Below are 12780 nucleotides of genomic sequence, written 5' to 3'. Positions count from 1 at the left end.
GGACATATTTCATTCTTCAATAAAGTCTGTTGGTTATCCTTACTTGCTGTTATTTAGAGCGGGATGACTTGTTTCCGGCAAAAGAGATCCAGTAAGAAACACTTTTTATTAAGTTTTTCTTAAGGTAAACACCTATAGTCATTGTCGTTAACAATAAAGACAGGCGACAGGGTATGGCTGTTTCAGCAAAACACGATGAGTTTAATCATTGGTGGGCTACAGAAGGTGACTGGGTTGAAGAGCCGAATTTCCGCCGCAACGGCATGAGCGGGGTGCAATGCGTCGAGCACAACGGCAAAAAGTTGTACGTGAAGCGCATGACTCACCACTTGTTTTATTCTATCCGCTATCCGTTTGGGCGTCCGACGATTGTGCGCGAGGTTGCGGTGATAAAAGATCTGGAACGCGCTGGCGTGATTGTGCCGAAAATCGTTTTTGGAGAAGCGGTGAAAATTGATGGCGAATGGCGCGCGTTGCTGGTGACAGAAGATATGGCGGGGTTTGTCAGCATTGCTGACTGGTATTCACAACACGCAGTAACGCCTTATTCCGACGATGTGCGGCAAGCCATGTTGAAAGCGGTGGCGTTGGCATTTAAAAAGATGCATAGCGTTAATCGTCAGCATGGTTGCTGTTATGTTCGCCATATCTATGTGAAAACAGAAGGTAAGGCAGAAGCCGGTTTTCTTGATCTGGAGAAAAGTCGCCGTCGTCTGCGTCGCCATAAAGCGATCAATCATGACTTCCGTCAACTGGAAAAATATCTGAAGCCGATTCCCAAAGCCGACTGGGAACAGGTGAAAGCGTATTACTACGCCATGTAATCGTTGTAGGCCAGATAAGACGCATAAGCGTCGCATCTGGCGCTAGTACCCGATCACATCTCGATTTCGATATCGCCTTTTGCCCGGCAACAACAGGGCAAAATCTCCCCTGGCTGAATAAAGGCTAACGGTTCGGCAATCCAGTCCACCTGGCCTGCGACAAGGCGCGTGCGACAGGAGCCGCAGTAGCCTTCGCGACACTGGTACTCAACCGCCACATTATGGGATTCCAGCGCCGCCAGAAGAGAAGTGTGTTCATCCTGGCACAGCAGTTGTGTGCCAGTGATGCGCAAGGTAACGCGGGTCATCAGAGCTGGAAGTTACTCAAATCGTCGGTGTCCACTTCCGAGTCAATTTGACCGACCAGATAAGAACTGACTTCCACTTCCTGCGGAGCAACCTGTACGTTATCCGATACCAGCCAGGTGTTGATCCACGGGATCGGGTTGGAGCGCGTCTGGAACGGCAGATCCAAACCAACCGCCTGCATACGGATATTGGTGATGTACTCGACGTACTGGCAGAGAATGTCTTTATTCAGACCAATCATCGAACCGTCGCGGAACAGATAATCCGCCCAGTCTTTTTCTTGCTGTGCTGCCTGAACGAACAGGTCATAGCACTCTTGCTTACATTCTTCGGCTATTTCCGCCATTTCCGGATCATCCGCGCCGCTGCGCAGTAGATTCAGCATATGCTGAGTACCGGTCAGGTGCAGGGCTTCGTCACGGGCAATCAGGCGAATAATCTTGGCGTTACCTTCCATCAGTTCGCGTTCTGCAAAGGCAAAGGAACAAGCAAAGCTGACGTAGAAACGAATGGCTTCCAGCGCGTTAACGCTCATCAGGCAGAGATAAAGTTTTTTCTTCAGCTCGCGCAGGCTGACGGTCACGGTTTTTCCGTTGACGGTATGGGTGCCTTCGCCCAGCAGGTGCCAGTAACTGGTCATTTCGATCAGTTCGTCGTAGTAAGCTGAAATCCCTTCCGCGCGTTTCTGGATCTGCTCGTTGGTGACGATATCGTCAAACACAACAGACGGATCGTTAACGATATTACGAATGATGTGCGTGTAGGAGCGGGAGTGAATAGTTTCCGAAAATGCCCAGGTTTCTACCCAGGTTTCCAGTTCCGGAATGGAGATCAGCGGCAACAGCGCCACGTTCGGGCTACGACCCTGAATAGAGTCCAGCAGCGTCTGATATTTCAGGTTGCTGATAAAGATGTGTTTTTCGTGCTCCGGCAGCGCCTGATAATCGATACGGTCGCGGGAGACGTCAACTTCTTCCGGACGCCAGAAGAAAGAGAGCTGCTTTTCGATCAACTTTTCGAAGATTTCATATTTTTGCTGATCGTAGCGAGCCACGTTGACCGGCTGACCAAAGAACATGGGTTCTTTGAGCTGATCATTTTTCGTCTGTGAAAAGGTGGTATATGCCATGAATGTGTCCTGTTAGGAGTTTAATGCCGGATAAGGCATTTTACGCCGCATCCGGCATCCAGAGCCTGATGCGACGCTGGCGCGTCTTATCAGGCCTACAAATTCGAGCCGTAGGCCGGATAAGGCGTTCACGCCGCATCGGCATCTCAATATCAGATCTTACATGCGCCGCTTTCGCAGCCATCGTCCTGGATTGACGGCACCAGATCGTCCTGCGCGTCTTCAGCGCCATCACGGGTGTTCTGATAATACAGCGTCTTGACCCCGAATTTGTAGGCGGTGAGCAGGTCTTTCAGCAACTGCTGCATCGGCACTTTTCCTGACGGGAAGCGTGACGGATCGTAGTTAGTATTCGCAGAGATCGACTGATCGATAAATTTCTGCATGATACCCACCAGTTGCAGGTAGCCATCGTTACCCGGCATTTCCCACAGCAACTCGTAGGCGTCGTGCAGATGTTCATAGTCAGGCACCACCTGGCGCAGAATACCGTCTTTAGACGCTTTAATGCTGACGTAACCGCGCGGCGGCTCAATACCGTTAGTGGCGTTGGAGATCTGCGAAGAGGTCTCGGACGGCATCAGAGCGGAAAGCGTGGAGTTGCGCAGACCGTGCGTTTTGATTGACTCCCGCAGTGCTTCCCAGTCGTAATGCAGCGGCTCATTAGCGATGGCATCCAGATCTTTCTTATAGGTATCGATCGGCAGGATGCCTTTCGCGTAAGTGGTTTCGTTAAACCACGGGCACGCGCCTTGTTCTTTCGCCAGCTCGTTAGACGCTTTCAGCAGGTAATATTGAATAGCTTCGAAGGTTTTATGCGTCAGGTTGTTGGCGCTGCCGTCGGAGTAGCGTTTACCGTGCTTCGCCAGGTAGTAAGCGAAGTTGATCACACCAATACCCAGTGTACGACGACCCATCGCTCCACGTTTGGCTGCCGGGATCGGGTAATCCTGATAATCCAGCAGCGCGTCAAGTGCGCGTACCGCCAGAACGGCCAACTCTTCCAGTTCATCCAGGCTGTTAATTGCTCCCAGGTTGAAAGCAGAAAGCGTACACAGGGCAATTTCACCGTTTTCGTCGTTAACGTCATTCAGCGGTTTGGTCGGCAGAGCGATTTCCAGGCACAGGTTAGACTGGCGCACAGGCGCGATGGCCGGATCAAACGGGCTGTGGGTGTTGCAGTGGTCAACGTTCTGAATATAGATACGACCAGTAGACGCACGTTCCTGCATCATCAGTGAGAACAGCTCAACGGCTTTCACACGCTGCTTGCGGATGCTGTCGTCTTTCTCATATTTGGTGTACAGGCGTTCAAACTCTTCCTGATCGGCGAAGAACGCGTCGTACAGCCCCGGTACGTCGGACGGGCTGAACAGGGTGATCTCTTCACCTTTCAGCAGGCGGGTATACATCAGTTTGTTGATTTGTACCCCGTAGTCCATATGACGCACGCGGTTGCCTTCTACACCACGGTTGTTTTTCAACACCAGCAGGCTTTCTACTTCCAGATGCCAGATTGGGTAGAACAGCGTTGCCGCACCGCCGCGCACGCCGCCCTGGGAGCAGGATTTCACCGCCGTCTGGAAATGTTTGTAGAACGGAATGCATCCGGTATGGAACGCTTCACCACCGCGAATCGGGCTACCCAGTGCACGAATACGCCCGGCATTGATGCCGATCCCCGCACGCTGGGAAACGTATTTCACAATCGCGCTGGAGGTCGCGTTAATGGAATCCAGGCTGTCGCCGCACTCGATCAGCACGCAGGAGCTGAACTGGCGAGTCGGAGTACGCACGCCTGACATGATTGGCGTCGGCAGCGAAATTTTAAATGTGGAAACCGCGTCGTAAAAACGCTTCACGTATTGCAGACGCGTTTCGCGCGGGTAGTTCGAGAACAGGCACGCCGCAACCAGAATATAAAGGAACTGGGCGCTCTCGTAGATTTCGCCGGTCACGCGGTTCTGTACCAGATATTTGCCTTCCAGCTGTTTAACGGCAGCATAAGAGAAGGTCATATCACGGTCGTGATCGATAAACGTGTCCATCTGCTTGAACTCTTCTTCCGTGTAGTCTTCCAGCAGATGATTATCGTATTTGCCCATTTCAACCATTTTTACCACGTGGTCGTACAGCGCAGGCGGTTCAAACTGACCGTAGGCTTTTTTACGCAGGTGGAAGATAGCCAGGCGCGCGGCAAGATACTGATAATCCGGTGCTTCACGGGAGATCAGGTCTGCGGCGGCCTTGATAATGGTTTCATGGATGTCAGAGGTCTTGATACCGTCATAAAACTGAATGTGGGAGCGCAGCTCGACCTGGGAAATCGAAACGTTATGCAGTCCTTCTGCCGCCCAATCCAGAACGCGATGGATTTTGTCGAGATTGATGCGCTCTGTGCTACCGTCGCGCTTTGTCACCAGCAGATTCTGATTCATGTATGTAGTACCTGTTTTTTCCTCAATAGTTTTGCGCAACTACCTGTAGTAAGGAAAGCTGCAACGAACACTATATATAGGGGGTCTATTTGGGATTCACTGCAAGATAGTGTGAAAATGGCCCTGTTGCAAGTGCATAACTTTGTGGATAACTCAGGAAGGAAAAAGTGACTTCCGCGTACCTTAGGTCAGACAAGGTGTTCGGGAAAGTCAATGGGAAGAGAAAAATTTGTTAAAAATAACCGTTCGGTGATTTCTTGAACGTTCAATTTAAGATAATTATTGATCCAGGTTATTTGTTGCGCTTAATTCAATTCAACAAAAATTGATTTTGCCACAACAGCATCTGGAGCAATCATTTATTTTCATTGTTCACAATATGAGCATTTGTAACCTGCTGTAAGGTTGGTAACGGTGTTTTTTTATTCAGTCAATGTTAAATAATCACTCTCAATGTTGATTTTTCTTATGGTTGATAAATGATTTAATAAAATTAATGTTATTTAAGTATTGTTAATTAAAGAATTAATGTGAGTTTAAGAAAGTTTTCAGATCTATTTATTATCATTAACTGCCATGTCATAAGATTAATCTATTTGCGATTTACAATTAATTTTTATTTAAAGGCATAACCTGTTTTTTAATAGACCGATATTATTTAAGTGGTAACCAGGTCATGCAAAGTAAAAAATGGATTCTTTTTTCTGCTAAAGGGATGATATGGGGTATACCTGCCATAATGGCGGGGTCATTAACAGCCGCAAACGCCTCGTCGCAGGGTTTTGAATCATGCCAGGGAAACAACGTAACCAGCAGTTGCCAGGCCAGCAGGCAAAGCCTTTCAGGCATTACACAAGACTGGAGCGTCGCTGATGGACAATGGCTGGTTTTTTCGGATATGACAAATAGCGCTAGCGGAGGGGCAGTATTTTTGCAACAAGGGGCGGGACTTTTACTATCGCCAGAAAATGAAAGCGGTATGACCTTGTTTGCGAATAATACCGTTAATGGTGAATATAATAATGGTGGGGCAATATTTGCCAAAGAAAACTCAACGCTGAATCTTGATAATGTTATTTTTGTGGATAACGTAGCCGGAGGATATGGTGGCGCGATCTATTCTTCTGGCACCAACGACTCCGGCGCGGTAGATATACGTATTACCAATGCTGTGTTCAGCAAAAACATTGCCAATGACGGCAAAGGTGGTGCAATTTATACTATCAATAATGACGTCTATTTAAGTGATGATATTTTTGATAATAACCAAGCATACACATCAACAAGTTACAGTGATGGTGATGGTGGTGCAATCGATGTCACCGATAATAATAGCGATATTTCACACCTTTCAGGTTATACGATAATAAATAACACTGCCTTTACAAATAACACTGCCGAAGGTTATGGCGGGGCGATTTATACCAATAGCGCGACGGCTCCCTATCTTATTGATATTTCTGTTGATGACAGCTACAGCCAGAACGGCGGCGTGTTAGTGGATGAGAACAACAGCGCAGCAGGTTATGGCGATAGCCCTTCTCCAGCGGCGGGCGGCTTTATGTTCGTCGATTCAAGCCAGGTAAGGTTTGATATCGCTGCCAATAAAACCCTGGTTATCGGTGACGTAAGTAACGATGGTGCGATCGATTCCATTGCCGGAACCGGGAGTATCAGCAAAACCGGAGCGGGCGAACTGGTGCTCAATGCGGATAATAATAATTTTACCGGCGAGATGCGGATCGAAAACGGTGAAGTGACGTTGGGGCGTAGCAATTCGCTGATGAATGTCGGCGATGACCGTTGCCAGAGTAATTCGCAAAATTGCTATGGCCTGATGGTCGGCAGTATCAGCCATCGGGATGACCTGGCGGAATTGAACGTTGGCGCTACACAGCAGACTTTTGTTCACTCCCTGACGGGGTTTCAGAATGGCACCTTAAATATTGATGCTGGCGGTAATGTTACCGTTAATGCAGGCGGTTTTAGCGGAACCATCGAAGGTGAAGGGCAACTCACGATTGCTGAAAACGGCAGCTATGTGCTGGCGGGGGCGCAGTCGATGGCGCTGACTGGCGATATTGTGGTGGAAGATGACGCAATCCTCTCGCTTTCGGGTAACGCCACAGACCTTGCGGAGATGCAGGACGATCCGCAGTCCATCGTGTTAAATGGCGGCGTATTGGATCTCTCCGATTTCACTACCTGGCAGAGCGGTACGTCAGAGAACGATGGTCTGGAAATCAGTGGCAGCGGCGGTACGGTGATTGGTCAGCAGGATGTTGTCGATCTTTACGGTGGCGACGATCTGCATATTGGCGATGACGGGAATAATGGTGTTTATGTGGTGGTGGATGCAGGTGACGGGCAGGTCAGCCTGGCAAATGACAATCAATACCTCGGCACAACACAAATCGCTTCCGGTACGCTGGTGGTGAGCGACAACTCTCAGCTTGGTGATACCCACTATAACCGCCAGGTTATTTTTACTGATAATCAACAAGAAAGCGTGATGGAGATTACCTCCGACGTTGACACGTGTTCAGATGCGGCAGGCCACGGACGTGATATCGAAATGCGCGCCGATGGTGAAGTGATGGTGGATGCGGGAGCCGACACGCAATGGGGGGCACTGATGGCCGACGGCAGTGGGCAGCAGCAGGACGCGGGAACCACACTGACGAAAACTGGTGCAGGGACGCTAGAACTGACTGCCAGCGGCACGACGCAGTCGGCGGTGAGAGTAGAAGAAGGCACGCTGAAAGGTGATGTTGCGGATATCTTTCCTTATGCTTCGTCGCTGTGGGTTGGGGACGGGGCAACGTTCGAGACTGGCGCGGATCAGGATATTCAGTCTATTGATGCTACTTCCAGCGGCACTATCGACATCAGCGATGGTACGGTTTTACGCCTGACTAGTCAGGATACTTCCGCCGCACTGGATGCCTCGCTGTTTAACGGTGGCGGTACGCTGGTGAATGCCACCGATGGCGTTACGCTGACAGGCGAGCTTAATACCGACCTTGAAACTGACAGCCTGACTTATCTTTCAGGCGTGACGGTCAATGGTGATCTGAGCAATACTTTCGGTGCGATCAGCCTGCAAAATGGTGCCGCTGGCGATACTCTGACCGTAAACGGTGATTACAACGGTGGCGGTACGCTGTTTGTCGACAGCGAATTAAACGGCGATGACTCGGTTAGCGACCAGTTGGTGTTGAACGGTAATACCGCTGGCAATACGACCGTGGTGGTTAACCCCATTACTGGCATTGGCGAGCCGACATCTACAGGTATTAAAGTGGTTGATTTCGCTGGCGATCCCAAGCAATTTCAAAATAATGCGCAGTTCAGTCTGGCGGGCAGCGGCTACGTCAATATGGGCGCTTACGACTATACGCTGGTGGAAGATAACAACGACTGGTATCTGCGTTCGCAAAAAGTCACTCCGACGCCACCGCCCGATCCGGATCCGACACCCGATCCCACGCCTGAGCCCGACCCAACACCCGCTTATCAGCCTGTGCTGAATGCCAAAGTTGGGGGATATCTTAATAATTTGCGGGCAGCAAATCAGGCATTTGTGATGGAGCGACACGATCACGCTGGTGGCGATGATCAGATGCTGAATTTGCGCGTGGTCGGCGGCCATTATCAATACAGCAACGCGGGGCAGCTGGCGGAGCACGAAGACACTTCTACGGTGCAGCTTAGCGGCGACCTGTTTAGCGGGCGCTGGGGCGATGATGGCGAGTGGATGCTTGGGATTGTAGGTGGCTACAGCGATAACCAGGGGGACAGCCGCTCGAATATGACCGGAACTCGCGCCGATAACCAGAACCACGGTTATGCCGTTGGGCTGACGTCCAGCTGGTTTCAGCACGGTAATCAAAGACAGGGGGCCTGGCTGGATAGCTGGCTGCAATACGCGTGGTTTAACAATGATGTTTCCGAACAAAGCGACGGCGCGGATCATTATCACTCGTCGGGGATCATCGCCTCGCTGGAGGTAGGGTATCAGTGGTTATCGGGGCATGATGTGGTAATTGAACCACAGGCGCAGGTGATTTATCAGGGCGTGCAGCTGGATGATTTTACCGCCGCTAACCATGCGCGGGTGTCACAATCGCAGGGCGATGATATTCAGACGCGGCTGGGATTACACAGCGAATGGCGTACCGCTGCTCATGTCACACCAACATTAGATCTGAATTATTATCACGATCCCCATTCGACGGAAATTGAAGAAGATGGTAGCCAAATCAGTGACGATGCGGTGAAACAACGGGGTGAAATAAAAGTGGGAGTAACGGGCAATATCAGTCAGCGAGTTTCGCTGCGTGGCAGCGTGGCGTGGCAGAAAGGAAGCGATGATTTTGCCCAGACGGCAGGTTTTTTGTCGATGACGGTGAAATGGTAATCGCTGTCCACCCTGCATCATTGCCGGATGCGGCGTAAATGCCTTATCCGGGCGACGGGGAGCATTTGTAGGCCTGATAAGACGCGGCAAGCGTCGCATCAGGCATTGGCACGGTTGCCAGATGAATCCAAACAACAACCTTACTTATTCTGCGTGTGCAGCATATAGTTCACATCAACGCCGGGACCGAGCTTAAAAGTATTAGTGATCGGGTTATAATGCAGCCCGATCATATGGCGCTCTTTTAGACTGGTTTGATCCACCCAGCCCAGCAATTCTGCCGGTTTAATAAACTTCTTCACGTCGTGCGTGCCTTTAGGCACCATGCGCAAAATATATTCAGCGCCGACCACCGCCATTAGCCACGACTTGCCATTACGATTAAGCGTGGAGAAAAAGACATCGCCACCCGGCTTCACCAGTTGCGCGCAGGCTCTGACCACTGACTGCGGATCGGGAACGTGTTCCAGCATCTCCATGCAGGTCACCACATCATACTGCCCGGCATGTTTTGCCGCGTGTTCTTCCACGGTTTCCTGTACGTACTCTACCTGAATACCGCTTTCCAGCGCGTGCAGCTTTGCCACCTGCAATGGCTCAAAGCCCATATCCAGACCGGTCACCGTCGCGCCTTCTCGCGCCATACTCTCGGCCAGAATGCCGCCGCCGCAACCGACATCGAGCACCTTTTTGCCAAATAAACCGCCAGCACGCTCGGCAATATAGCCCAGACGCAGCGGGTTAATGCGGTGCAGTGGTTTGAACTCGCCTTCCAGATCCCACCAGCGGGAGGCGACGGCTTCAAATTTAGCGATCTCTTCGTGGTCTACGTTATGGTTTACCGGCGATTTTTCGGCATTCATTGGCACTTCTACTCCGTAATTGGCAAGGCAATCGAGTATATCAGGCATTGGATGTGAATAAAGCGTATTGGTTTACCTCAATCTGCGCGGCTGTGTTATAATTTGCGACCTTTGAATCCGGGATACAGTAGAGGGATAGCGGTTAGATGAGCGACCTTGCGAGAGAAATTACACCGGTCAACATTGAGGAAGAGCTGAAGAGCTCCTATCTGGATTATGCGATGTCGGTCATTGTTGGCCGTGCTCTGCCAGATGTCCGAGATGGCCTGAAGCCGGTACACCGTCGCGTACTTTACGCCATGAACGTACTAGGCAATGACTGGAACAAAGCCTATAAAAAATCTGCCCGTGTCGTTGGTGACGTAATCGGTAAATACCATCCCCATGGTGACTCGGCGGTCTATGACACGATCGTCCGCATGGCGCAGCCATTCTCGCTGCGTTATATGCTGGTAGACGGTCAGGGTAACTTCGGTTCTATCGATGGCGACTCTGCGGCGGCAATGCGTTATACGGAAATCCGTCTGGCGAAAATTGCCCATGAACTGATGGCCGATCTCGAAAAAGAGACGGTCGATTTCGTTGATAACTATGACGGCACGGAAAAAATTCCTGACGTCATGCCGACCAAAATTCCTAACCTGCTGGTGAACGGTTCTTCCGGTATCGCCGTAGGTATGGCAACCAACATCCCGCCGCACAACCTGACGGAAGTCATCAATGGTTGTCTGGCGTATATCGATGATGAAGACATCAGCATTGAAGGGCTGATGGAACACATCCCGGGTCCAGACTTCCCGACGGCGGCAATCATTAACGGTCGTCGCGGTATTGAAGAAGCTTACCGTACCGGTCGCGGCAAGGTGTACATCCGCGCCCGTGCAGAAGTGGAAGTCGACGCCAAAACCGGGCGTGAAACCATTATCGTCCACGAAATTCCGTATCAGGTGAACAAAGCGCGCCTGATCGAGAAGATTGCGGAACTGGTAAAAGAAAAACGCGTGGAAGGCATCAGCGCGCTGCGTGACGAGTCTGACAAAGACGGCATGCGCATCGTGATTGAAGTGAAACGCGATGCGGTCGGTGAAGTGGTGCTCAACAACCTCTACTCCCAGACCCAGTTGCAGGTTTCTTTCGGTATCAACATGGTGGCATTGCACCATGGTCAGCCGAAGATTATGAACCTGAAAGACATCATCGCGGCGTTTGTTCGTCACCGCCGCGAAGTGGTGACCCGTCGTACTATTTTCGAACTGCGTAAAGCTCGCGACCGTGCGCATATCCTTGAAGCATTAGCCGTGGCGCTGGCAAACATCGACCCGATCATCGAACTGATCCGTCATGCGCCAACGCCTGCAGAAGCGAAAACCGCGCTGGTTGCTAATCCGTGGCAGCTGGGCAACGTTGCCGCGATGCTGGAACGTGCTGGCGACGATGCTGCGCGTCCGGAATGGCTGGAGCCAGAGTTCGGTGTGCGCGATGGTCTGTACTATCTGACCGAACAGCAAGCCCAGGCAATTCTGGATCTGCGTTTGCAGAAACTGACCGGTCTTGAGCATGAAAAACTGCTCGACGAATACAAAGAGCTGCTGGATCAGATCGCGGAACTGCTGCGTATTCTGGGTAGCGCCGATCGTCTGATGGAAGTGATCCGTGAAGAGCTGGAGCTGGTTCGTGAACAGTTCGGTGACAAACGTCGTACTGAAATCACCGCCAACAGCGCAGACATCAACCTGGAAGATCTGATCACCCAGGAAGATGTCGTCGTCACGCTCTCTCACCAGGGCTACGTTAAGTATCAGCCGCTTTCTGAATACGAAGCGCAGCGTCGTGGCGGGAAAGGTAAATCTGCCGCACGTATTAAAGAAGAAGACTTTATCGACAGGCTGCTGGTGGCGAACACTCACGATCATATCCTGTGCTTCTCCAGCCGTGGTCGCGTCTATTCGATGAAGGTCTACCAGTTGCCGGAAGCCTCTCGTGGTGCACGCGGTCGTCCGATCGTCAACCTGCTGCCGCTGGAGCAGGACGAACGTATCACCGCGATCCTGCCGGTGACCGAGTTTGAAGAAGGCGTGAAAGTCTTCATGGCGACCGCTAACGGTACTGTGAAGAAAACCGTCCTCACCGAATTCAACCGTCTGCGTACCGCCGGTAAAGTGGCGATCAAACTGGTTGAAGGCGATGAGCTGATCGGCGTTGACCTGACCAGTGGCGAAGATGAAGTAATGCTGTTCTCCGCCGAAGGTAAAGTGGTGCGCTTTAAAGAGTCTTCTGTCCGTGCGATGGGCTGCAACACCACCGGTGTTCGCGGTATTCGCTTAGGCGAAGGCGATAAAGTCGTGTCTCTGATCGTGCCGCGTGGTGATGGCGCAATCCTTACTGCAACACAAAATGGTTACGGTAAACGTACTGCTGTGGCGGAATACCCAACTAAGTCGCGTGCGACGAAAGGGGTTATCTCCATCAAGGTTACCGAACGTAACGGTTTAGTGGTTGGCGCGGTGCAGGTAGATGATTGCGACCAGATCATGATGATCACCGATGCCGGTACGCTGGTACGTACTCGCGTTTCGGAAATCAGCATCGTGGGCCGTAACACCCAGGGCGTGATCCTCATCCGTACTGCGGAAGATGAAAACGTAGTGGGTCTGCAACGTGTTGCTGAACCGGTTGACGAAGAAGATCTGGATACCATCGACGGCAGTGCTGCGGAAGGGGACGATGAAATCGCTCCGGAAGTGGACGTTGACGACGAGCCAGAAGAAGAATAATTTTATTTCTTCATGACAGAAGG

The 12780-nt window shown here is 51.1% G+C and carries 7 protein-coding genes; 3 read left to right on the top strand and 4 right to left on the bottom strand.

What is annotated here, in order from left to right; all coding sequences use genetic code 11:
- Positions 1 to 173: 173 nt before the first annotated feature.
- Entirely contained in the window at positions 174 to 824 is a 651-nt protein-coding gene (gene inaA / locus FEM44_RS01380; protein ID WP_135521828.1) for a lipopolysaccharide kinase InaA, read from the top strand.
- Positions 825 to 877: 53 nt separating this feature from the next.
- Here inaA and yfaE read toward each other — a convergent pair whose 3' ends face one another.
- The 3 genes from yfaE to nrdA all read right to left on the bottom strand — a co-directional run bounded on the left by yfaE (position 878) and on the right by nrdA (position 4700).
- Complete coding sequence (gene yfaE / locus FEM44_RS01375; RefSeq protein WP_135521830.1) at positions 878 to 1132, bottom strand: ferredoxin-like diferric-tyrosyl radical cofactor maintenance protein YfaE; 255 nt, start codon at positions 1130 to 1132, stop codon at positions 878 to 880.
- Positions 1132 to 2262, bottom strand: coding sequence for a class Ia ribonucleoside-diphosphate reductase subunit beta (gene nrdB, locus FEM44_RS01370; protein ID WP_000332038.1), 1131 nt, complete (start codon positions 2260 to 2262; stop codon positions 1132 to 1134). The genes yfaE and nrdB overlap by 1 nt, the downstream gene beginning before the upstream one ends.
- Before the next feature lie 152 nt (positions 2263 to 2414).
- Positions 2415 to 4700, bottom strand: coding sequence for a class 1a ribonucleoside-diphosphate reductase subunit alpha (nrdA, locus tag FEM44_RS01365; protein WP_135521832.1), 2286 nt, complete (start codon positions 4698 to 4700; stop codon positions 2415 to 2417).
- A gap of 676 nt (positions 4701 to 5376) precedes the next feature.
- Between nrdA and yfaL the strand changes: the two genes are divergently transcribed.
- Complete coding sequence (yfaL, locus tag FEM44_RS01360; protein WP_135521834.1) at positions 5377 to 9120, top strand: AIDA-I family autotransporter adhesin YfaL/EhaC; 3744 nt, start codon at positions 5377 to 5379, stop codon at positions 9118 to 9120.
- A gap of 140 nt (positions 9121 to 9260) precedes the next feature.
- On the opposite strand, the gene ubiG is transcribed toward yfaL, so the two are convergent.
- Positions 9261 to 9983, bottom strand: a complete 723-nt coding sequence (ubiG, locus tag FEM44_RS01355; protein ID WP_130207157.1) for a bifunctional 2-polyprenyl-6-hydroxyphenol methylase/3-demethylubiquinol 3-O-methyltransferase UbiG — start codon at positions 9981 to 9983, stop codon at positions 9261 to 9263.
- Positions 9984 to 10129: 146 nt separating this feature from the next.
- Here ubiG and gyrA point away from each other — a divergent pair, with 146 nt between their 5' ends.
- Complete coding sequence (gene gyrA, locus FEM44_RS01350) at positions 10130 to 12757, top strand: DNA topoisomerase (ATP-hydrolyzing) subunit A (protein WP_001281237.1); 2628 nt, start codon at positions 10130 to 10132, stop codon at positions 12755 to 12757.
- The last annotated feature ends 23 nt before the right edge of the window (positions 12758 to 12780 follow it).

It is taken from the genome of Escherichia sp. E4742 (genome assembly GCF_005843885.1).
In the GTDB taxonomy this organism is placed as follows: domain Bacteria; phylum Pseudomonadota; class Gammaproteobacteria; order Enterobacterales; family Enterobacteriaceae; genus Escherichia.
Note: the sequence above shows the minus strand (reverse complement) of the source record. Positions and strands in the feature narration are given on the sequence as shown.